Source organism: Apilactobacillus kunkeei (genome assembly GCF_001421115.1).
Taxonomy (GTDB): Bacteria; Bacillota; Bacilli; order Lactobacillales; family Lactobacillaceae; genus Apilactobacillus; species Apilactobacillus kunkeei_F.
In genome coordinates this window covers 227,509-251,963 of sequence record NZ_JXCW01000004.1, presented here as the reverse complement: position 1 = coordinate 251,963, position 24,455 = coordinate 227,509, and the positions used below count along the sequence as shown (strand labels likewise).

At 37.2% G+C, this 24,455-nt stretch carries 17 protein-coding genes; 16 read left to right on the top strand and 1 reads right to left on the bottom strand.

The features are described 5' to 3' along the window. Positions 1-30 precede the first annotated feature (30 nt). The 14 genes from hrcA (at position 31) to RZ55_RS03935 (ending at position 20,080) form a co-directional block, all read left to right on the top strand. On the top strand, positions 31-1,071 hold the full coding sequence (hrcA, locus tag RZ55_RS04000) for a heat-inducible transcriptional repressor HrcA (protein WP_034531663.1): 1,041 nt from the start codon (positions 31-33) through the stop codon (positions 1,069-1,071). A 14-nt stretch (positions 1,072-1,085) separates the two neighbouring features. Further along, complete coding sequence (grpE, locus tag RZ55_RS03995) at positions 1,086-1,658, top strand: nucleotide exchange factor GrpE (RefSeq protein WP_057175830.1); 573 nt, start codon at positions 1,086-1,088, stop codon at positions 1,656-1,658. Between the two features lie 25 nt (positions 1,659-1,683). Next, on the top strand, positions 1,684-3,543 hold the full coding sequence (gene dnaK, locus RZ55_RS03990; RefSeq protein ID WP_034531659.1) for a molecular chaperone DnaK: 1,860 nt from the start codon (positions 1,684-1,686) through the stop codon (positions 3,541-3,543). Positions 3,544-3,625: 82 nt separating this feature from the next. Further along, complete coding sequence (dnaJ, locus tag RZ55_RS03985; protein WP_057175829.1) at positions 3,626-4,783, top strand: molecular chaperone DnaJ; 1,158 nt, start codon at positions 3,626-3,628, stop codon at positions 4,781-4,783. 127 nt (positions 4,784-4,910) lie between these two features. Then, the gene (lepA, locus tag RZ55_RS03980; RefSeq protein WP_054483517.1) at positions 4,911-6,749 is read left to right on the top strand and encodes a translation elongation factor 4; all 1,839 of its coding nucleotides are present in this window, start codon (positions 4,911-4,913) and stop codon (positions 6,747-6,749) included. Between the two features lie 177 nt (positions 6,750-6,926). Beyond that, complete coding sequence (locus tag RZ55_RS03975; RefSeq protein WP_054483515.1) at positions 6,927-8,177, top strand: uracil-xanthine permease family protein; 1,251 nt, start codon at positions 6,927-6,929, stop codon at positions 8,175-8,177. A gap of 150 nt (positions 8,178-8,327) precedes the next feature. After that, the gene (locus tag RZ55_RS03970) at positions 8,328-13,367 is read left to right on the top strand and encodes a CDP-glycerol glycerophosphotransferase family protein (RefSeq protein ID WP_057175828.1); all 5,040 of its coding nucleotides are present in this window, start codon (positions 8,328-8,330) and stop codon (positions 13,365-13,367) included. 359 nt (positions 13,368-13,726) lie between these two features. After that, entirely contained in the window at positions 13,727-14,467 is a 741-nt protein-coding gene (locus RZ55_RS03965) for a hypothetical protein (protein ID WP_053792770.1), read from the top strand. 177 nt (positions 14,468-14,644) lie between these two features. After that, a complete protein-coding gene (locus tag RZ55_RS03960; protein ID WP_034531650.1) occupies positions 14,645-14,974 on the top strand; it encodes a hypothetical protein in 330 nt (109 codons plus the stop codon). A 76-nt stretch (positions 14,975-15,050) separates the two neighbouring features. Beyond that, positions 15,051-15,935 (top strand): 50S ribosomal protein L11 methyltransferase, encoded by an 885-nt coding sequence (prmA, locus tag RZ55_RS03955; RefSeq protein WP_054483511.1) that lies wholly within the window; start codon positions 15,051-15,053, stop codon positions 15,933-15,935. Then, positions 15,936-16,679, top strand: coding sequence for an RsmE family RNA methyltransferase (locus RZ55_RS03950; RefSeq protein ID WP_054483509.1), 744 nt, complete (start codon positions 15,936-15,938; stop codon positions 16,677-16,679). Positions 16,680-16,722: 43 nt separating this feature from the next. Further along, positions 16,723-18,951 (top strand): RelA/SpoT family protein, encoded by a 2,229-nt coding sequence (locus RZ55_RS03945; protein ID WP_054483507.1) that lies wholly within the window; start codon positions 16,723-16,725, stop codon positions 18,949-18,951. Positions 18,952-18,961: 10 nt separating this feature from the next. Continuing rightward, a complete protein-coding gene (gene dtd / locus RZ55_RS03940; protein ID WP_054483505.1) occupies positions 18,962-19,408 on the top strand; it encodes a D-aminoacyl-tRNA deacylase in 447 nt (148 codons plus the stop codon). Positions 19,409-19,450: 42 nt separating this feature from the next. Beyond that, positions 19,451-20,080, top strand: coding sequence for an HAD-IA family hydrolase (locus RZ55_RS03935; protein ID WP_054483503.1), 630 nt, complete (start codon positions 19,451-19,453; stop codon positions 20,078-20,080). On the opposite strand, the gene RZ55_RS03930 is transcribed toward RZ55_RS03935, so the two are convergent. Beyond that, positions 20,077-20,925 (bottom strand): fructosamine kinase family protein, encoded by an 849-nt coding sequence (locus tag RZ55_RS03930; RefSeq protein ID WP_054483501.1) that lies wholly within the window; start codon positions 20,923-20,925, stop codon positions 20,077-20,079. The two genes, RZ55_RS03935 and RZ55_RS03930, sit on opposite strands and share 4 nt — an antisense overlap. Before the next feature lie 348 nt (positions 20,926-21,273). Between RZ55_RS03930 and hisS the strand changes: the two genes are divergently transcribed. Both hisS and aspS read left to right on the top strand, forming a co-directional pair. Continuing rightward, positions 21,274-22,563 (top strand): histidine--tRNA ligase, encoded by a 1,290-nt coding sequence (hisS, locus tag RZ55_RS03925; protein ID WP_054483499.1) that lies wholly within the window; start codon positions 21,274-21,276, stop codon positions 22,561-22,563. Between the two features lie 23 nt (positions 22,564-22,586). Then, positions 22,587-24,368 carry an aspartate--tRNA ligase gene (gene aspS / locus RZ55_RS03920; protein ID WP_054483497.1) on the top strand — a complete coding sequence of 594 codons (1,782 nt, stop codon included), beginning with the start codon at positions 22,587-22,589 and terminating at the stop codon, positions 24,366-24,368. Positions 24,369-24,455: the final 87 nt, after the last annotated feature.

The window sequence follows — 24,455 nt, the reverse complement described above, 5'->3', positions numbered from 1 at the left end:
AATGTGCTAATCGATAAGGAGTGATCGGGTGTGCTTACTGAAAGAGAAAAAATGATTTTGAAAATCATCGTTAATGATTACACAAAATCAGGTGTTCCTGTTGGTTCAAAGGCATTATCCAGTCAATTACCAATACATGTCAGTTCAGCAACCGTCAGAAATGAAATGGCATTTCTAGAAGAAATTGGTTTAATTACCAAGAATCATTCTTCATCGGGACGTGTTCCATCAATCGAAGGTTATCGCTACTATGTTGATAACTTGTTGAATCCAAATCCAATTGATAATAGTGATATGATGATGATTCAAAACTCACTATCAGGAAGGTTTAGACAAATTGATGAAATTGTTCAACAATCAGCTGACATTCTATCTAACTTAACAAATTACACTGCATTGACTTTAAAGCCGGAACAAGAAACAACTCCCATTTTGGGGAGCTTTCGTTTAGTTCCACTTGGCAATCATAAGGTGATGGCAATTCTAATCACTGATAATGATGAAGTTGTTAACCAGGTTTTCCATATTGATGGTGACTTGGGCGGTGACAAGTTAGATGCCGTTGTCAGAATGATCAATGACAAGTTAGCAGGGAAGCCTTTAGACGAAGTTATCACTAAGTTGAAGACAGAAATCGTACCTGAAATTCTCAAGTACGTGAAGAACCCTGATAGCTTAGTTCAAACTCTTGATGATGTTTTGATGCAAGCTTCTACTAATCAGTTTTATATCGGTGGTGAATTGAATCTATTGAGTTTTACTGATAATAATGACATCAGTTATCTAAAGCCAATTTACTCATTGTTAAATGATACTGATGATGCTGCGAAGTTCATCAAGAGTTCGGATAATTCGATTTCCGTTCAAATTGGACCGGAATTAAGCAATGATCTATTAAAGGATTACAGTATTATTACTGGTTCCTATGATGTTGGACCATATGGAAAGGGTGTTATCGCCGTTCTAGGTCCTACTAGGATGCCATATTCGAGAGTAATTGGAATCGTTGATGGATTTAGAAATGAATTATCAAAGAAACTGAGAAATTATTATGATAAATATAATCAGTAAAAGGAGGCATTCATTTGGCTAGCAAGAAGGATGATGAAAAAGACCTAGAAAAAGCAACTTCAAAGAAAGAAGCTGCTAAGGGCAAAGGCGCCGACAAAAAGAAGGACGCTAAGAAAGATAAAAAAGATTCATTAGAAAAGCAAGTTGAAGAACTTCAACAACAAGTTGAAGATTTCTCTGACAAGTATCTTCGTGCTGAAGCAGAAATGCAAAACATGCAAACACGATTCAAGCGTGAACGTGCAGATATCTACAAGTATGATGGTCAAAAACTAGCAACTAGTATCTTACCTGCAATGGATAACTTGGAACGTGCTTTGGGTGTTGAAGTTTCAGATGATAGTGGAAAGCAATTAAAACAAGGTGTTGAACTTGTTCTAAAGCATTTCAACAAAGCATTATCTGAAAATGGCATTGAAGAAATTGATGTCTTAAACAAACCATTTGACCCAAGCGAGTGTCAAGCGGTTCAAACAGTTCCTGCAGATGATAATCATCCAGCAGACACTGTTGTAGAAATTTTACAAAAAGGCTACAAACTAGCTGATCGTGTTATTCGACCATGCATGGTTGTAGTTGCTCAATAAAAAATAATCAAGGAGATAATAAATTATGGCAAGTAATAAAATTATCGGTATCGATTTAGGTACTACTAACTCAGCTGTTGCTGTTCTTGAAGGTAAAGAACCAAAAATCATTACTAACCCAGAAGGTTCACGTACAACTCCATCTGTTGTTGCATTTAAAGATGGTGAACCACAAGTTGGTGAAGTTGCTAAGCGTCAAATGATCACTAACCCAAACACCATTGCTTCAATTAAGAGTCACATGGGTGAAGAAGGTTACACTGTAGATGTTGATGGTAAGAAGTACACTCCACAACAAATCTCAGCAATGATCCTACAATACATCAAGGGATTCGCTGAAGACTACTTAGGTGACACTGTTAGCGAAGCTGTTATCACTGTTCCTGCATACTTCAATGACTCACAAAGACAAGCAACTAAGGATGCTGGTAAGATTGCTGGTTTAGATGTAAAACGTATCATCAACGAACCAACTGCTGCATCATTAGCTTACGGTCTAGACAAGCAAGACAAAGACGAAAAAGTTCTTGTATATGACCTTGGTGGTGGTACTTTTGATGTTTCCGTTCTTGAATTAGGTGACGGTGTATTCCAAGTACTATCAACTAATGGTGATACTCACTTAGGTGGGGATGACTTTGATAAGAGAGTTATGGACTACCTAGTAGAACAATTTAAGAACGAAAATGGCATCGACTTATCACAAGACAAGATGGCATTACAAAGACTAAAGGATGCTGCTGAAAAGGCTAAGAAGGATCTATCAGGTGTTTCTGAAACTGAAATCAGTCTTCCATTCATCTCATCAGGTGAAAATGGTCCACTTCACTTACAAACTACACTATCACGTGCTAAGTTTAACGAATTAACTTCTGACTTAGTTGACAAGACTAAGGTTGCTTTTGACAATGCTCTAAAGGATGCTGGTCTAAGCACTTCAGATATTGATGAAGTTATCCTAAATGGTGGTTCAACTCGTATCCCAGCCGTTCAAGAAGCTGTTAAGAGCTGGACTGGTAAGGAACCAAACCACTCAATCAACCCTGACGAAGCTGTTGCTTTAGGTGCTGCTGTTCAAGGTGGTGTTCTAACTGGTGATGTTAAGGACGTTGTATTACTTGATGTTACTCCACTATCATTAGGTATCGAAACTATGGGTGGTGTATTCACTAAGTTAATTGATAGAAACACAACTATCCCAACTTCTAAGTCACAAGTATTCTCAACTGCCGCTGATAACCAACCAGCCGTAGATATTCACGTACTACAAGGTGAACGTCCAATGGCAGCTGACAACAAGACTTTAGGTCAATTCCAATTAACTGACATTCCTGCTGCACCTCGTGGTGTTCCTCAAATCGAAGTTAAGTTTGATATCGATAAGAATGGTATTGTAAACGTTTCTGCTAAGGACAAAGGTACCGGTAAGGAACAAAAGATTACCATCAAGGATTCAAACGGTCTATCAGATGATGAAATCAACCGTATGATGGATGAAGCTAAGAAGAACGAAGAACAAGACAAGAAGCGTAAAGAAGAAGTTGATTTGAAGAACGAAGTAGATCAATTAATCTTCCAAACTGACAAGACTCTAAAGGATGTTGAAGGTAAGGTTTCTGAAGATGAAATCAAGAAGGCTAAAGAAGCTGAAGATGCATTGAAGAAGGCTAAAGAAGACAACAACTTAGACGAAATGAAGGCTAAGAAGGATGATTTGAGCCAACAAGTTCAAGCACTTGCTGTTAAGTTATACCAACAACAACAAGAACAAGGTTCAGATCAACAAGGTAACGCAAACGATTCATCAGACAACAAGGGTAAAGACGACAACACTGTTGACGGCGATTTCCATGAAGTTCATGATGATGACAAAAACAATAAGTAATTAGATTACTTTAAAAAGGGTCAAAGTCTGACTTGTTGGGCTTTGGCCTTTTATTTCAAAATGAAGGTTATGGGGGATAAAAATGGCAGATAAGGATTACTATTCAATTCTGGGAATATCAAAAGACGCCAGTCAAGATGACATTAAGCACGCTTACCGTAAAATGTCTAAGAAGTATCATCCTGATATCAACAAAGAACCCGGTGCTGAAAAGAAGTTTAAGGAAATTAACGAATCTTACGAAGTACTAAGTGATGAACAAAAACGTCGTAATTACGACCAATTTGGTTCAGCTGATGGCCCAGCCGGTGGATTCGGCGGAGGTGCCGGCGGCTTCGGTGGCGGAGCTGGAGGATTCTCTGGTTTCGGTGGCGGCGGTTTCGACGACATCTTCAGCCAATTCTTTGGTGGTGGTGCAAGAGGTGCTCAAAGAGACCCAAATGCTCCTGTTAAGGGTAGAGATCTTCAATACCAAATGACAATCAATTTTGAAGATGCCGTTTTCGGTAAGAAGACTACTATCAGATACGACCGTGAAGCTAAGTGTGATACCTGTGATGGATCAGGTGCAAAACCAGGGACTCATCCAGAAACTTGTCACCAATGTAACGGTAGTGGTTACGTAACATCAGTTCAAAATACACCATTAGGTCAAATGCAAACTCAACATCCATGTCCTACTTGTGGTGGAACTGGTAAAGAAATTAAGGACAAGTGTCCTAAGTGTGGTGGCTCAGGTCACATGCACGAAAGTCACAAGGTAGAAGTAAACATTCCTGCCGGTGTTGATGATGGACAACAAATGAGATTACAAGGTCAAGGTGAAGCCGGTGAAAACGGTGGACCTTACGGTGACTTATTCATCGTATTTAGAGTAAAACCTAGTCGTGACTTTGAACGTGATGGCGCTGATTTACATTACTCACAAAACATCTCATTTACTCAAGCTACTCTAGGTAGCACCATCAAGGTTAAGACCGTATATGGTGATGTTGAAATGAAGGTTCCAGCTGGAACTCAATCAAACACTACTTTCAGACTAAGAGGTAAGGGAATGCCTAAGATTAACAGCAGTTCAAAAGGTGATGAACTAGTTACTGTTAAGATTGTCACTCCTAAGAGTTTAAACAAACAACAAAAACAAGCTCTAAAAGCTTTTGCTGAAGCATCTGGTGAAGAAGAATACAAGAATGGTGGATTCTTCGAAAAGATGAAAGATGCTATGAACGGCAAGAAATAAATTAAGGGTCGCTTATGCGACTCTTTTTTGTTGCCGAAAAGAATTCTGATAGCATGATTTAGTTTGTGCATTGTCTTTTTGGTTGTTATAATTGTATTAATACATTACGTTGAAAGTAGGAATAAACATGGACATAGCAAAAATGAAGGAACATCAAAAATACATTCGTAACTTTTCGATTGTTGCTCATATTGATCATGGTAAATCTACTTTAGCCGATCGAATTTTAGAAATGACAGATACTGTCGCAAAAAGAGATATGCAAAACCAATTATTGGATGACATGGAACTAGAAAGAGAACGTGGAATCACAATTAAGTTGAATGCAGTTGAGCTAAAGTACCATTCTAAGGATGGTCATGACTATGAATTTCATCTTATCGATACACCGGGACATGTCGATTTCTCATACGAAGTATCAAGAAGTTTGGCTGCCTGTGAAGGGGCCGTTTTAGTTGTCGATGCTGCTCAAGGTGTTGAAGCCCAAACTCTAGCCAATGTTTACTTGGCAATCGATGATGACTTGGAAATTGTTCCTGTAATTAATAAGATTGATTTACCTTCTGCACAACCAGATATGGTTAAAAAAGAAGTTGAAGATATCATTGGTATCGATGCCGAAAACGCCGTTTTAGCTAGTGCTAAAAAGGGAATCGGAATTGAAGACTTATTGGAAAGAATCGTAGAAGAAGTACCTGCACCTCAAGGTGATTTAGATGCACCACTAAAGGCACTTGTCTTTGACTCTGTTTACGATGATTATCGTGGAGTTGTTTTGAGTGTTCGTTTACGTGATGGTGTTGTTAAACCAGGAGATAAGATTCGCTTAATGAACAGTGGTAGTGAATACGAAGTTACCGAAGTGGGTGTGAACTCACCACATCCTGTTCAAAGAGAATACCTAATGGCAGGAGACGTTGGTTACATCACTGCAAGTATTAAGGATATCAACCAAACCCGTGTTGGGGATACTGTTACTAATGCGGATGATCCAGCTGATGAACCATTACCAGGTTACCGTGAAATGGAACCAATGGTATATTCTGGTTTATACCCAACCGACAATGCTAAGTTTGGTGACTTACGAGAATCACTTGAAAAACTTAAGCTAAACGATGCTGCCTTGGAATTCGAACCTGAATCATCACAAGCACTTGGATTTGGTTTTAGATGTGGATTCTTAGGAATGCTACACATGGATGTTGTGCAAGAACGTCTAGAAAGAGAATTCAATCTAGATTTAATCACTACTGCTCCATCCGTTACTTACCACGTCTTTACTACCGATGGTCAAAGAAAAGATGTGGAAAACCCATCTGAAATGCCAGATGCTTCAGAAATCAAAGCGGTTGAAGAACCATACGTAAAAGCAACTGTAATGGTGCCTAATGATTACGTTGGTGCCGTGATGGAACTTTGCCAATCACGTCGTGGTCAATTCGAAACGATGGAATATATTGATGATTACCGTGTTAACATCATGTACTCAATTCCATTGTCAGAAATCATCTTTGACTTCTTCGATAAGTTGAAGTCAACCACTAGAGGATATGCATCACTTGATTACGAATTAGGGGACTACAAGCCTTCTGATCTAGTTAAGATTGATATCCTATTGAACGGTGAAAAAGTCGATGCATTGAGTTTTATTTCTCACCGTCAATTCTCAGCTAGCCGTGCTCGAGTAATCGTTGAAAAACTTAAGAAGATTATTCCACGTCAAAACTTCGAAATTCCTGTCCAAGCCGCAATTGGTGCTAAGGTAATTGCTAGAACTAACATCAAGGCATACCGTAAGGATGTTACCGCTCACCTATACGGTGGTGACAGAACCAGAAGAATGAAGCTATTAGAAAAGCAAAAAGCTGGTAAGAAACGTATGAAGGCCGTTGGTAAGGTGGAGATTCCACAAGCCGCATTCATGGCTGTTCTACAAACTGATGAAGAAGAAAGCGATAAAAAGTAATTGACTTCATAAGAAATTATCAGTATGATATATTAAAAATATAGAGTCTTTAATTTAGTCCCGTGAGGCTGATAAGATTAGCGAATTTAATAAAAATTTGTGAAGGTCTATTCGTCTAGGGATGAATGGACCTTTTTTGCTAGATTAAAGCTCTGAAATCATTTAGGGGGATTGGTTATGAATAAAAATTCAGACACCATTTTAGATGTTAACGATAAACCAGGATTCTGGCTTTGGGTCGGTTTATCATTACAACATATGTTTTCAATGTTTGGAAGTACAGTAATCGTACCGCTATTGGTAGGATTGAGCCCAAGCATCGCTTTGTTTACTTCAGGAGTGGGGACTTTAATTCACATTCTAGTAACACAAAAGAAGATTCCGGCTTACATGGGATCTAGTTTCGCGTTCATCGTACCTATGAAGTATTTAATGCAAGTGACTGGCTATCCGGGAATTGCCCAAGGGGTCATCGCGGTTGGTGTAATTTATTTAATTGTTGCACTGATTGTTGCCATGATTGGTTCAGAATGGATTGATAAGTTACTTCCAGCAGTCGTGGTTGGTCCGGTTGTAATCGTAATTGGTTTATCATTAGCATCTAGTGCTGCCAATGATGCGATGCTAAACAAGGGAAATTATGACTACAAATACGTGTTTGTCGCATTGATAACGCTACTATTAGCAATCTTCTTTAACATGTACCTAAAGGGCTTTCTAGGCTTTATGCCAATTCTATTAGCCATCGTTTGCGGATATGTTATATCAATTGCAATGGGATTAGTTAATCTAAGTACAATCGCCAATGCACCATGGTTTTCAATGCCTAAGTTTGAAATTCCGTTCGTTTCATACAATGTGAAATTTGAATGGGGTGCAATCATCGCCATCGCGCCAATTGCCTTCGTTACCATTACAGAACATTTAGGTCACTTGATGGTACTAGATGAATTAACAGGCAGAAACTACTTTAAGGATCCTGGTTTGAACAGAACCCTAACAGGTGACGGTCTAGCTTCAATGTTTGCTGGATTAGTCGGTGGTCCAGCCGTAACTAGTTATGGTGAAAACATCGGAGTGATGGCAATTACTAAGATTCACAGTGTCTATGTATTGATTGGTGCCGCAGTGTTTGCCATTTTATTCTCATTTGTGAACAAGTTAAATGTGCTAATTATGCAAATGCCACTACCTGTAATCGGTGGTATCAGTTTCCTATTATTTGGAACAATTGCTTCTAGCGGGATTAAAATCATGATTGAAAATCAAATTGATTTAGCAAATAAGCGTAATTTGATGATTGTTTCCACCATTTTGGTAATTGGAGTCGGTGGTTTCATGATTAAAATTGGAACATTGCCATTAAATGGACTAGCTGTGTCCGTAATCCTAGGAATTTTATTGAATATTGTATTACCTAAAAATTAGTAAAGATTAATAAATACCAATTAAAAACAGTGCTTTTAGTGATATAATGCAGATAGGTAAATTAGAGAGAGTTTGCCGCATTATTAGACTGATATACCAAGTTTTAATTGGTATTTTTATTGGAAAATATTATGAGAGAGGCACTTAAATATGAATGAACCATATCTATCCGTGATAGTGGCCTGCTATAACGTACAAGATTACATTGAAAAATGTTTGTCATCCATTGCTAATACTAATTTCCCTATGGAAAGCCTTGAAGTATTGATGATTGATGACGGATCAACTGATAATACAAGCAAAATTATTGATGAATTTGCAAATAAATATAATAGTTTTAGAGCACTACATAAAGAAAATGGTGGTTTAAGTAACACCAGAAATTATGGGATGAAGCACGCTAGAGGAAAGTACATTGCCTTCGTTGATGGTGATGACATTGTTCCTGCTAATGCTTATCCTTCAATGGCGTTTAAAGCACGTCAAAACGACTCAGACTTAGTTGTAGGTTTTGTTAAACGATTTGATAAGGATCGTTATGAAAACTCATATCTACATTCTTTTGCTGTGCATGATGATTACGATAATACGCACATTACAACCAACCATGACTTGATTTACGACACAACCAGTTGGAATAAACTATACAAGCGTTCCTTCCTACTTGATAACAGCATCAAGTTTGTGGAAGGCATCATCTACGAAGATATTCCATTCTCAATGGAAGCACACTTGAAGTCAAATAAGACCTCAGTTGTAGAAGATGACGTTTATGAATGGAGATGGCGTGAAAGTGCCGATTCCATCACACAAACCAGAAGTGCGCTTTCTAACTTTGAAAGTCGATTAAGTTCACTTAGAAGAACTCTGCAAATCATTTTGAATAATGGCTTTAGTGAGGAAGATTCATTTGTTCAAGACTTTAAATATAAGGCATTGTTCCTAGATCTATTTATCTTTACCCAAAGTCTAGGTGATAATAGCAGTGACTATATCTACCAAGCTCAAGAAATGGTTTACAAGTTTCTAAGAGATTGGCACTTATGGGATTCAGAAATCTTCTATCGTTTGCCAGTCAAACAACAAATCCTATATTCAGCAATTAGATATAACGATGTCGATGTCATTAACGACATTTCTTATAAAAAGCAAATTGGTGAATTTAAGCATTCAATTGGTGGATCAAACTACCGACTAATTGCACCTGAATTAGGTGATAAAAAGCAACTAGTTAATAATGTTAATTTAAACGATAACAACAGTCGTTTTAACCAAAATATTAGAGACGTTGAATTTACCAATGTTGATAACGGTGATATTAGAATCGATGGAGCATTCAAGATTAATAAGCTTCACCTTGTTAAACAAACATTTGGTGACGGAAACAAGAACGAATCACTACAAGCCAGCTTGATTAACGTTAAAAATCAAAAGACCATTAAGGTTCAAATCAAGAGGGTAGAAAGTCCTTTTGTTAGAAGAACTTTAAAGCCAAATGCTAAGTACAACAATGCTGATTACGAGGTTAAGTTTAATATTAAACAAGCTATCGACACTTTAGGTGTTGGAACTTGGAAGGTCCAAATCAAAAACACCGTGGATAACCACATCATGGTAAAGGATTTTGCTACTGATCCAATTGAAAAGCTAACTCAAAAAGCCATTTTACCGTTTGAATACAATGGGGTAAAAGTGATTACTAGATTTAACAGTGTTGGTTCACTAGTCTTTGAAGTAATTGATTTAAACTCAGATTCTGAAAGAAGACCGGTAGTTAGCTATCCAACCGTCAGCGACGATAAACAAGAACTAAGTTTTAACGTTGATAACATGGATGTATCTGGTTACAATGCCGTTTTAATGGCTGCAAATGGTACTGCCATTCATTCAATTGACCAAAATGAAAACAGTTTTGCGTTTAACGTTAAGGAAATTAACGATAAAGCTCGTAACCAAGAACTTAAGTTAATTATCTTGGATAACTTTACCCATGCTGAAATGAACTACTCATTCTCTTCAAACAAGATTAATCAACAAATTAATCTAGACGATGGGGATGCCATTTCATTGTTCTATGGTGATATCAAAAACGTGCAACTAATGATTGAAGAAGCACCGTTTGAGGCTAAGAAGGTCACTGTGGATGCCAACAACGTTCTACATGTTTCTGCCAAAATGAACAAAGCAGCTGATCCAAGCAGTGTCTTGGTATCACAAGCTCACGTTGAATTAATTAGTGCTGACAAGGCAACTAGAAAGGTATTAAATCCAGTATCTAACCATTTCCAAATTAATGGTGATAGCTTCGAATTTGACTTTGCACTAACTTCAAACAACAATGAACAACTAGACTTACTTGAAGGTGACTATCAATTTAAGATTTATCTTCAAGTTGCTGGTAAGGCGCATACTTACCGCATCAAGTACGCCAAGAAGTGTCGTATTAAGACTACTGAATTGCCTTTCAATGGTAAATCTCAAATTTTCTACGCTGTAAAGAAGGATAAGAGCATGAATCTTATCTTCAAGGTAGATCAACCATTCTTTGGTGCAATGGATGCTAAGAAGGGCTTACGTGCCATTTCTTACTCTGTTTTATATCCATTGATGAGATTATTACCACTTAGAAACGTGATGGTCTTTGACTCTTATTGGTCAAGTAAGTTTGATAGTAACGAAAAGTTGATGTACCAATACGTTGAAGAAAATCATCCTGAAATTAAACCAGTATGGATTTTCAACAACATCGAAACCAAGATTACCGGAGACGGTGAAAAGGTTCGAGTAAACACATTTAAGTACTGGTACTACTTAGCTGTTGCTAGATACATTATTCAAAACACCAACATGCCTAACCGTTACGCTAAACGTAAGGGCCAAATCGAAGTAGAAACACTTCACGGAACATTCTTAAAGCACATGGGATTTGATGAACCACACTTTAAGTTTGGATCCAACAAGTTACAAAATCGTTTTGCAATGAGAAACCGTCGTTGGGACTACTTGGTTGTACCTTCTGATTACATGGAAAAGACTGCTAAGCACGCATTTAACTACAGTCAAAAGATTATTAAATCAGGTTTCCCTAGAAATGATGAGCTATACACTCACAACAATACTGATTACATTAATTCAATTAAGAACAAACTTGGTATTCCGCTAAATAAGCGTGTGATTTTATATGCACCAACATTTAGAGCAGATGGTGGTTTTGATTTCAAACTTGATTTAGACAAGTTACAAGAAAAACTATCAGATGGTTACGTGCTACTTGTTCGTTTGCATTACTTTGTAGCTCACTCAAATAGTTTCTACAACAATCCTGGATTCGTATACGATGTTAGTGACTACGACAACATTAATGATTTATACCTAATCAGTGATGCAATGATCACCGACTACTCATCAGTAATGTTTGACTACGCACATCTAAAACGTCCAATGATTTTCTACGCATACGATGCTGACTGGTATCTAGACGAAGCTAACCGTGGTGTCTACCTAGATTACTACAAGCAAATGCCTGGACCAATTGTTAAGACTGAAGACGAATTGATTGATCGCATCAGACATATCGATTCAGTCGCTGACAATTATGCAGACCAAATGAAAACATTCTGTGATGAGTTTGCTCAATACGGTCGTAATGGGAATGCCACTCAACAAGTTGTTGAAACAGTATTGAACACCCAAAGAGAAGATTTAGACCAAGAACCAGCCAAGAGTTTGCTATTTAAGAAGATTGGTCATTTCTGGGATACTAACTTCTTCCAAGCTAAGTTGTTAAACGAACTATCAAAACGCCTTGCTAAGAAGGATATCGTAATATTCGATAGTTTCTTTGGAACTCAATATTCAGACAATCCTAAGGCGATTTATGAATACATGAAAGAAAACTATCCTGGCTTTAAACTTTACTGGAATGTAAACAAGGAAGATTGTGAAATATTTGAATTAAACCAAATTCCTTATGTAACCAGATTCGGCTTCAAGGGAATCTTAAAACAAGCTAGAGCTAAGTACTGGGTAACCAATTCACGTCGTCCATTCAGATGGCACCCAAGTAAGGACACTGTCGTATTACAAACTTGGCATGGGACACCACTAAAGACCATTGGTGCCGACGTTATGAAGGTAACAATGCCTGGTGTAAACGTTGCTAAGTATCACGAAGAAGTCTTTAAGGATAACAGAAGATGGACTAGATTGATTGCACCTAACATGTATTCAGCAGAAATCATGCAACGCTGCTTTAGAATGCAAGCCAGTCAAATTCAATTGGATGGATACCCAAGAAATGACATCTTAGTAAACTATACTTCTAACGATATCAGAGAAATCAAGGAAGACTTGGGCATTGAAGACAACAAGAAGGTTATTTTATATGCTCCAACTTGGCGTGATAATGAATACATTAAAAACGATGAATTTACCGCCAAGCTACACCTTGATTTACAAAAGCTACGCGAACGTTATGAAGGTAAAGCATACGTATTAGTTAGAACTCATTACTTAATATCTAACAATCTAGACTTAAGTTATTACGAAGGTTTTGCACTAAACGTAAGCAACTATCCAGATATTGCTGAATTGTATCTAATCAGTGATGTCTTGATTACCGACTACTCATCAGTAATGTTTGATTACGCAACATTAAAACGTCCAATGATCTTCTTTACCTATGATTTAGAAGATTATGCGAATGCCATTCGTGGATTCTACTTTGACTTCATTAAGGAAGCTCCAGGTCCAATCGTTAAGACTAATGATGAAGTAATCGAAAGCCTTGATGATATATTCAACAACGGATGGACTCCTGATGATAAGTATGAAGCATTCTACAAGAAGTATTCATCTTGGATGGATGGGAATGCATCTAAACGTTCTGTTGAAAAGATGCTAAGTGATCATAGTCTTGAAACATTCTACAGTGATGATTTATCAACACAAGGATTAAGTGATCAAATGATTGCCAAAGACTGTGCAACCCTTTGGGCAAAAGATAAGGACTTCGCTAACTATCGTGATAATCATTTTGTTAAGTATCTCGATGGTGATAGAGAAGTGAAAGTAATTAAGACAGCTCAATTATGTGATAGAGAATTCAAAGAATTTTTAGGTGCTAAATACGCATTAGTAAGTTTAGACAATCATAATTACTGGATTAATACAGAAGAATTAAGCAAATAAGATTGAAGCATCAACGGTTTATCGTTGGTGCTTCTTTTTTTGCTGAAAAAAAGATTGAGCTTTTTTATGAAAGGGGTTTATTTTATTTTTAAAATGGTTTATAATTTATTTTGTTATAAAGTTCACAAACAAAAACAAGTGATGATTATTACAAAAATCATTTGCGAAGACATATCAAGCCAATCGATATGCGAGGCGATTAACTTGATTTTATAATATTTCATGTTATTATTTATTTGTTAATTAAGTTTGTGCTTTATTGCACTAAGTCTTTGATAGCTTGTTAGCTTTCAAATGCTAGATAAATTTTTCACAATTAAAAATAATATTAAAATTTACAGGTAAGGGGTATTTCTATCATGCAAATTAGTGCAAGTGCTACTAAGTCAAAAAGAACCATTTCTTGGACAAGCTCTATTATTTACTTTTTAATCTCACTAGTTATTAACTCATTGGGGAATGTTTTAACACTAGTAACTAGTGCCAAAATTCATCCATCATTTCTAGGATCAGCATACTGGACAGCTGCTGAAAACAACCTAGGATACGCCGTTTTAGGTGATGGTAAATGGGTTTTATTCTGGGCATTCTTTGGACTAGGAATGTTAATTACAGTTCTTAACTCAATTCTAGTTGGAAAATGGAGCTGGAGCAGAGTTATTGGTAACGCTGCTTTCTTAGGACCATTCTCATTATTGATTAACTATTTCAACGGTGTTGTAAGTAACTGGTTACCAGAAGCACACGGAATTGGAATGACATTAGCATACGTATTACTTAACTTCGTTGGTGTTTCATTTATTGCAATCGCAATTTCAATTTACCAAAGAGTTAACATTGCACTACATCCTGCTGATGATTTAATGCAAATTTTAAGATTTAAATACTGTGATGGAAATGCCTCAAAGGCAATGTGGTTCTCATACATTCCACCAACTATCATGGCAATTATCGCTATTGTAATTACTCACCAATTCAATAACTTTGGATTAGGAACCTTGTTCGCATTCTTCTTCCAAGGAGGAATCACAGGAATTGCTGATAAGCATGTCTTTACCAAGCTAAAGCATCAAGCTCTTGATGTTGGAGAAGTAAAATAATAAATCTTAAACGCCTAATTTCTGTGTAAACAACAGATATTTGGCGTTTTTATTTATGTCTAATATAGGTAGACAATTTAGCAAACTTAATATAAAATTTATATAGAATGATTTATGGACAGATTATGCTTTATTAAAAAGCAATTGCAAAATATTAAAAATGGAGGTGTACAAACAATGCTTAATCGAACTAAAAAGTTTTTAAGAGATAATGGATACTACTACAAAAAGACTTACATTAGACCATTGCTTACTCCAGATAATGTTTACGTGTTTAGATTCGGAAAGAAACATTTAGATAACCGTTTGATTATCAGATACGGTCACAAATGGACAGGTAGACAAAAAATTAATGAAATTGATTTAAGACTTCATAAACAAAAACATCCACGAATTTTTAAGGATGAAAATTCATTGATGCTTTATTTGGAATCTCACTTGCAACAACATGAGGAAAAACTTAAGCAGCTAAAGATTCAAGAAAAAGAAAAGACAGAATCTAAATAGTACGCTAAATTAATCGGGGGGTGTGTCCTATAAGAGGGATGCACCTTTTTTGTAAAAGTTAACAGGGGTGTTTGAAATGGAATGGACTGAAATATCAGTATTAACAAATGATGAATCTCAAGATGCGGTTATTAACATCTTGATGGAATTTGGATCTCTAGGTGTGGAATTAGATTCAAGAGACGATGGAGTATTGAGTATTAACTCATATTTCCCAGAAGACTTTGACATTAAATCAAAGGTGCCAGCAATCCAAGAAAGAGTAGATCAATTAAAGAGCTTTGGACTAAATCCAGGGATGGGTAAGGTCGTTACCAAGGACTTAAATGATGACAAGTGGAACACTGAATGGGAAAAGTACTACCATGCAAAACGTATTACCAAGTTCTTAACAATTTCACCAGTATGGGAAGATTATAAGAAAGAATCAGATGATGAATTGGTAATCAAACTAGATCCAAAGAAGGCCTTTGGTACAGGGGTACATCCAACCACTGTTTTATGTCTTCAAGCAATTGAAAACATCATTAGAGAAGGTCAAAGCATTTTAGATATTGGAACTGGTTCTGGGGTCTTAAGTATCGGTGCCAAATTATTAGGTGCTTCCGATATTGAAGCCTATGACTATGATGACGATGCCGTTACATCTGCCAAACAAAACGTGGACTTAAATGGCTTTGCTGACGACATTAAGGTTGGCAAGAACAGTTTGCTAGATGGCATTACTAAAAAGGTAGATATCATTTTTGCGAACATGCTTCCAGAAGCGGTATTACCATTAATTCCACAAGCAGTTAATAATCTAAATCCTGGCGGACAAATTATCATTTCCGGTATTATTAAGGAAAAACTAGATATTACCAATCAAACACTTAAGGACAACGATTTCGTGATTGATCAAGTATCAATGTTAGGTGATTGGTGCGGAATTACAGCACATTTAAGAAGGGATGATGAATAGATGCAACACTACTTTACAGACCAAATATTGAGTAATGATACTGAATTTGAGGTTAGTGCTGATATCGCTCATCACTTTATGGGTGTTTTACGTTCCACAGAAGGTAATCGTTTCGAAATCGTTGATGGAATTCACCAACTTTTTGTTGCTGAATTAACCGATAATGAAAACAATCTAGCTAAAGTAGTGGAAGTATCTGATAAGAATGTTGAACTACCAGCTGATGCTGTTATCATTTGCGGTTTGCCAAAGAAGGAAAAGGCCGAATTAGTGGTCCAAAAAGCCACTGAGTTAGGGGTAAAAAAGATTATCTTTACCCCAACAGATTGGGCCATTGCTAAATGGAACAATAAAGCAGAAAAGAAGTTACAACGTTTTAGAAAAATCGCTAGAAGTGCTGCTGAACAATCACACCGAAATGTGATTCCAGAAGTTGAATATATTAATTCAATCAAGGAACTAGCTAACTATGATTTTGACCATCGTTTAATTGCTTACGAAGAATCAGCTAAGCATGGAGAAAAATCTGATTTAATTAAGACACTAGATCAGACCAAACCGGGTGAAAGTGTCGCAATGTTCTTTGGACCTGAAGGAGGCATATCTCCTAAGGAAGTTGAAACTTTACAATCAATGGGATACTTGACTTGTGGATTAGGTCCTAGAATTTTAAGAACTGAAACAGCACCATTTTACTTTTTATCAGCTTTATCAGTTCATATGGAATTAAACTCATTAAATTAATGATAGAATATAGAAAATAAATGATTGGAAGAAGGTTTTGGAAATGTCTGAACATAAGATTTGGTCTAAAGAAGACTTATTTAAAGAAATTTCCAGTTACATGAATGAACAACATGTAGGAATTGTTAAAAAAGCATACGAATTTTCGTCAATTTGTCATAAAGACCAATTTAGACAATCCGGAGAACCTTATATTGTTCATCCAATTCAAGTAGCTAGTATTTTAGCAACATTAAAAATGGACCCAGAAACCGTTAGTGCGGGCCTATTGCACGATGTTGTTGAAGATACCGGAGCAGAATTATCTGATATCGCTGAATTATTCGGAAACGATATCGAACTAATCGTAGACGGTGTTACCAAGCTTGGTAAGATCAAGTACAAGTCTAACCAAGAACAATTGGCCGAAAACCACCGTAAGCTATTGTTAGCAATGTGTAAGGATATTCGTGTCATGATTGTCAAATTGGCTGACCGTTTGCATAACATGCGTACACTAAAGCATTTAAAACCAGAAAAGCAACGTCGTATTTCTAATGAAACATTGGAAATCTACGCACCACTTGCCGATCGTTTGGGGATTGGGACAATTAAGTGGGAACTAGAAGATATCTCACTTAGATACCTTAACCCACAACAATACTACCGCATTGTTCACTTAATGAACTCTAAGCGAGACGAACGTGTTTCATACATTAACGAAGCCGTTAAAGAGGTTAACCAACAGGTTAAACAAATGGGACTTAAGAATGTGGAAGTCTACGGTAGACCAAAGCACTTATACTCCGTTTATCACAAGATGGTTATTAAAAAGAAGCAATTCGAACAAATCTATGACCTCTTGGCCGTTAGATGTATTGTTGATTCTATTAAGGACTGTTATGCAGTTTTAGGTGCTATCCATACGAAGTGGTCACCAATGCCTGGTCGTTTTAAGGACTACATTGCAATGCCTAAGGCTAACATGTACCAATCGTTGCATACGACTGTTGTTGGACCTGGTGGACGTCCATTAGAAGTTCAAATCAGAACTAAGGAAATGCATCAAATCGCTGAATATGGGGTTGCTGCTCACTGGGCTTACAAAGAAGGAGCTACAGATGAAGTTAAGGAATCTTCAGACAACAACCGTTTGAACTGGTTTAAGCGCATTATTGAATTACAAGAAGATACCGATAGCGCCTCTGACTTTATGGACGGCGTAAAGGGTGACCTATTCGGGGACCACGTATATGCATTTACTCCTCAAGGGGATGTTTTGGAATTACCAAAGGGTGCCGGACCACTTGATATGGCATACCTAATTCATACTGATATCGGTAATCATACCGTTGGGTCTCGTGTTAACGGAAAAATTGAACCATTGGATTACCAAATTAAAACCGGTGACATTGTTGAAATCATGACATCTTCTAGCTCTGCTGGGCCTAGCCAAGACTGGATTAGTCTGGTATCAACAAGCCGTGCTAAACACAAGATTCGTCAATACTTCAAGACACGTGATCGTGAAAAGAACGTTAACGCCGGAAGAGAAATCTTGACCAAGGCTGTTAAGGATGCCGGTTATGATGTTAATGAAATCATGACCAAAGAACATCTTGAAGATGCAATCAAGGGCACATATTACAATCAAGTTAATGATATGTTTGCTGAAATCGGGTTTGGTAATAAACAGCCAAACGGAATTGTTAACATTCTAACTGCCAGCATCAGAGATGAAGCTGAAAAGAAGAGAATTGAACAACAACAAAAAGATATTTTGGAAAACCACCAAACAATTGAAAAGACAACCGATGAGGTTAACAAGACTAATAAGAATAAGAAACCTTCAGATGGAATTGTAATCGAAGGAGTCGACAACCTATTAGTTCGTTTGAGTCACTGTTGTTCACCTGTTCCAGGCGATGAAGTGGTCGGATACATCACCAAAGGACGTGGGGTATCTGTTCACCGTAAGGACTGTCCAAACATTAACGATAATGACGAACGTTTGGTAAGTGTTACTTGGAACATTGCTTCAGATAATCATGCTTCCTTCAGTGCAAACATCGAAGTTCAAGGATACAACCGTAATAACTTGTTAAACGATGTTATCAAGAAGGTCAGCACCATTTGCAAACAAATCAATTCAATTGAAGGAAAAGTGGATCATGATAAGACAGCCGTTATTTCATTGAAGGTGGGAGTTCGTAACCTAGAACAATTGGATATGATTATTGACCACTTGAAGAATATTCCTGATGTTTACGTAGTAAAAAGACCATTTATGTAAGGAGCTAATTATGCGAGTTGTACTTCAAAGAGTCAGTCATGCGAGCGTATCAATTGATAAAAAACAAGTTGGTAAAATTAACCAAGGTTTCTTGCTATTAGTTGGTATTAAAGATGGCGACACCAAAGACGATATTGATTACTTAGTTCGAAAGATTAGTAACTTACGCATTTTCGCTGACGAAGATGGTAAGACTAATTTGAGCTTACAATCAATTAACGGTGAAATTTTATCAGTATCTCAATTTACTTTGTATGCTGATACCAAGAAGGGAAACCGTCCTTCATTCACCAAGGCGGGAAAACCAGATTTTGCATCAGATATGTATGACCAGTTTAACCAGTCTTTAAGGGATGCTGGTAATCACGTTGAAACTGGACGTTTTGGCGCCGATATGCAAGTGGATTTGCAAAATGATGGTCCGTTTACAATTATTTTTGATACAGAAAACAAATAAAAAGAGCTTGTGAAAGCTCTTTTTTAATTAGGGGAGAAAGACATGGATTTAATTTGGGATTTTGATGGAACGATTATGGATACATATCCAATTATGGTTGATGCATTTGTTGATGCTTTAGTTGATATGAGAATTGATGAGTTTGAGATTGATGATTATGAAATCAATCAAGTGATGCGTCGCCACTCTCTAGCAACATGCGTGCAAAAGTACTCTGCTCATTTCAATATTGATGCCGACACAATTAATGATAAGTATCGTCAATATGAAAAACAAAATGTCAAAGACGCTCACATCTTTATGAATGTAGATAAGGTGTTAGCGCAAAATGTCGATGATGGCGGGAGAAACTTTTTGCTAACTCACCGTGATGATGACGCCATTGCAATGTTGGAAGATGCCGGATTAAAGGATTACTTCACCGAAATGGTAACAAAAAATCAGGCTTTCAAGAGAAAACCTGATCCAGAATCTGTTAATTATTTAATTAAAAATAATGATATTAATCGTGACGATTGCATATTCATGGGGGACAGAAAGCTAGACGTTGATGCCGCTCATAATGCCGGAATCAAAGCCTGCTTATTTAATCCAGATGGAATGATAAATTCCACTGGTAACCCCGAAATGACAATCAACAACTATTATGATTTCTTACATCGTAATGACTAGTATTGACTAAGAATACTCTTTACTTCTAATCCATAGCCGCCACCAAACATGACGTAGTGGGCAAGTAGATAGAAGAATTGATAGTATTGAATTCTTCTCTTCCATCCGGTGTCTAGTGGATAGGTATCGTTGTAACCTTCGTAAAAGTCGGCATTGAAACCACCAAATACGGTTGTTACACCAATGTCGAATTCACGGTCACCGTAGTAGACATCCGGGTCAATCAAGATTGGATTGCCGTCTTCTAGAAATGAGAAGTTACCACTCCATAGGTCACCGTGAAGAAGGGATGCATCACTATGATGATTATCCATATCCTTTTTGAAAGCTTCCTTTAGGTTTTCAAAGTGGTTTAAATCTTCTTTGGAGATTTCACGATTTTTAATTGCCATATCCATTAGTGGATTTAGACGTTGTTTGATAAAGAAATCGGTCCAATTATCCTGCCATGTGTTTGTCTTTGGCACGCGACCTAGCTTAAAGTCCTTGTCTAGACCAAAACGGTCATTGTGGTGCTTGTGAACGTTGGCTAACATTTGACCTAATTGATATTGATCACCAAATGGTGATAGGTTCATCCATTTTTGAATTAGAAAGCCGTCGCCATCAATTTCACCATAGTCAATAATGGTTGGGACGGTCGCATATTGACCGATAAGTTTGATTCCTTCGACTTCGTGTTCGAAGAATTCCTTTCCTTTATTGGGTTGGACTTTCATAAAGTATTTTTGGTTATCAGCAATGATTTCATATGAATCATTGATATCACCACCTGAAACAGGGGTTAGTTTAGTTACGTTTTTAATTGGTAATTGTTCAAGCCATTCTTGTGTTAATTGCTTCATATATATCACCTCTATTCCATTCTACAATGGATTTAGAATGAAGCAAAATATGTGAGTTCTTGACTTTTTAAGTAAATTACATTAATCTAAAACATGAATAGAATACTCGCTGATGAAAAAAGAAGAGTACGGAATTTTCTTAGGTATAAGAGAGCGTTAGTTTGGTGAAATAACGACGAAAGAAATCCTGGAAAGACACTTTTGAGGCTAATGGCTAAGCCATTCGTAATTATACGTTACATAAGAGTTAAAAAAAGGTGGTACCGTGCTTTTGCGCCCTTGTCTAAATGATTTTATTTAGACAGGGGCTTTTTTTATTCAGTTATTAAAGTTTGCGGAGGGATTATCATGCGATATCAACGTCCAAAAGGAACCGCAGATATTTTGCCAGGAACTTCTGAAAAATGGCAATTTGTTGAAGAAACAGCTAGAAAGTTGTTTGCGGCTTATCGTTATCAAGAAATAAGAACACCAATGTTTGAAAGCTTCGATGTTTTCTCAAGAACATCAGGAGAAACTTCAGATATTGTTACAAAAGAAATGTATGACTTTCACGATAAGGGAGATCGTCATATTACATTAAGACCAGAAGGAACTGCCGGTGTAGTTAGAGCGTTTGTGGAAAATAAACTTTACGGTCCAGACACACCTAAGCCAGTTAAGATGTACTACATGGGACCTATGTTTAGATACGAACGTCCTCAATCTGGTCGTCAACGTCAATTCCACCAAATCGGTGTTGAAGCTTTCGGTAGCGAATCACCAGAATTAGATGTTGAAGTTGTTTCAATGGCCGTTAACTACCTACAAAAGCTAGGAATTGATGACTTAAGAGTAGCTATTAACACATTAGGTGATAAGCAAACTCGTGCTGACTACCGTCAAGCATTGATTGACTACTTGGAACCACACTTTGAAGAACTAAGTGATGATTCTAAGGAACGTCTACACAAAAATCCACTTCGTGTGCTAGATAGTAAGGCACCAGAAGATCAATTAATCGTTGATGGTGCTCCTTCCATTTTAGATTACCTAACCGATGATGCTCAAAAGCATTTCGACAAGGTAACTAGACTATTGGATGAGTTAGGCATCAAATACGATGTTGATCACACAATGGTTCGTGGATTGGACTACTACAACCACACAATCTTTGAAATCATGGCCAACGCTAAGGAATTAGGTGAAGGCTACACTACAATCTGTGCCGGTGGTAGATACGATGGCTTAGTTGAAGAATTAGGTGGTCCTCAAATGCCAGGTGTTGGATTTGGTCTAGGGGTAGAAAGATTACTTCTACTTATGGATTCAAAGAACTTCCAATTCCCAGACACATTTGGTTTAGATGCTTATGTAGTTGGAATTGGTGACGATGCTAGTGTTGAAGCACTTAAGGTTGTTCAAGCACTAAGAAAGCAAGACTTTAAGGCAGATAAAGATTACCTAGCACGTAAGCCAAAGGCGCAATTCAAGAGTGCTGACAAGCTAGATGCTAAGTTCACCTTAACATTAGGTGATAAAGAACTAGAATCAAACACCATTCATGTTAAGAACATGGCTGATGGAAACGAAGTTACTGTCGATATTAATGAAGTAAAAGATAACTTTGCAGAATTAATTTCAAAGAACTTTAAATAGAAAATAAGATTAGGAGAGATATTATGAACCGAACAACTTATTGTGGTTTAGTAGACGAAAGCTACTTAAACCAAGAAGTATGCTTAGACGGATGGGTTGCCAAACGTCGTGACTTAGGTAAATTAATCTTCGTTGACTTAAGAGACCGTAAAGGAATTGTCCAACTAGTATTTAGTGACAAGAACAGTGCCGATGCATTGGCAATCGCTGATCAATTAAGAAATGAATATGTAATCGAAGTAAAGGGAACTGTAGTTGCCAGAAGTGAAAAGGAAGTTAACCCAGACATTAACACTGGTAAGATTGAAATTGCTGTTTCTGAAGTAAAAATCTTAAACAAGTCTGAAAACCCTCCATTTGATATTAAGGACAACATCACAGCTTCAGAAGAAACTAAGTTGAAGTACAGATACTTAGACTTAAGACGTCCAGAAGTACAACGTGGAATTATCTTAAGAAGTAAGATTACTCAAGCAGTTCACGAATACTTTAACAAGAATGGCTTTATTGACATTGAAACTCCTAACTTAACAGTTTCAACTCCAGAAGGTGCTCGTGATTACCTTGTTCCTTCAAGACTTTACCATGGTTCATTCTATGCACTACCACAATCACCACAATTATTTAAGCAATTATTGATGGGTTCAGGTTTTGACCGTTACTACCAAATTGCTCGTTGTTTCCGTGATGAAGATTTACGTGGTGACAGACAACCAGAATTTACCCAAATCGATATGGAAACTTCATTCTTAAATGCTGAAGATATCCAAGACCTAACTGAAGGCTTAATCGTTAAGGTAATGAAGGATACTTTAAACATCGATATCAAGGCTCCTTTCAAGCGCATTACTTGGCAAGAATCAATGGATCGTTTTGGTACTGACCAACCAGATGTTAGATTTGGTATGGAATTAAAGGATCTATCAGACATCGTTAAGGATGTTAACTTCAAGGTATTTAGTGGCGCTATTGAAAACGGTGGCAAGGTAAAAGCAATCGCCGTTCCTGGTGGTGCTGACAAGTACTCAAGAAAAGACATTGACAAGTATGCTGAATACGTAGAAAGATTTGGTGCCAAGGGTCTTGCTTGGATGAAGGTTACCGATGACGGTTTAACTGGTCCAATTGCTAAGTTCTTTGATGACCAAAGTGTTGTTGATCAAATGCTTGCAGCTACTGAAGCTAAGGCAGGCGACTTATTACTATTCGCTGCTGACAGAGAAAAGGTTGTTGCTGACACATTAGGTTACCTAAGATGTGCAATCGCTAAGGAACAAGACATGATTCCTTCAGACGTCTTTGACTTTCTATGGGTTGTTGACTGGCCATTATTCGACTACGACGAAGGTATCGACAGATGGGTTCCAGCTCACCATCCATTCACAATGCCTAACGAAGGTGATGAACATTACCTAAACGATGGCGAAGACCCTCACAAGGCTCACGCTCAAAGTTACGACATTATCTTGAATGGTCTAGAACTTGGTGGTGGATCAATCCGTATCCATACTAAGGAACTACAATTGAAGATGCTAAAGGCCTTAGGTTTCACTAGAGAAAGTGCCCAAGAACAATTTGGTTACTTCTTAGACGCCTTAGACTACGGTTTCCCACCTCATGGTGGTTTAGCTATCGGTTTAGACCGTTTTGCTAGATTATTAGCACAAACTGAAAACATTAGGGATGTTATCGCATTCCCTAAGAATTCAAAGGCTACTGAACCAATGACTAACGCTCCAGCACCTGTTTCTAAGAAACAATTAGATGATTTAGGACTAGAAGCCGAAGACGAGCCAGAAGCTTAATAATAAAGAAAGACTTCCATTAGGGAAGTCTTTTTTTAATCCGTATTTATGTTATACTATTTTCATATTAAATGAGAGGTTATGAAA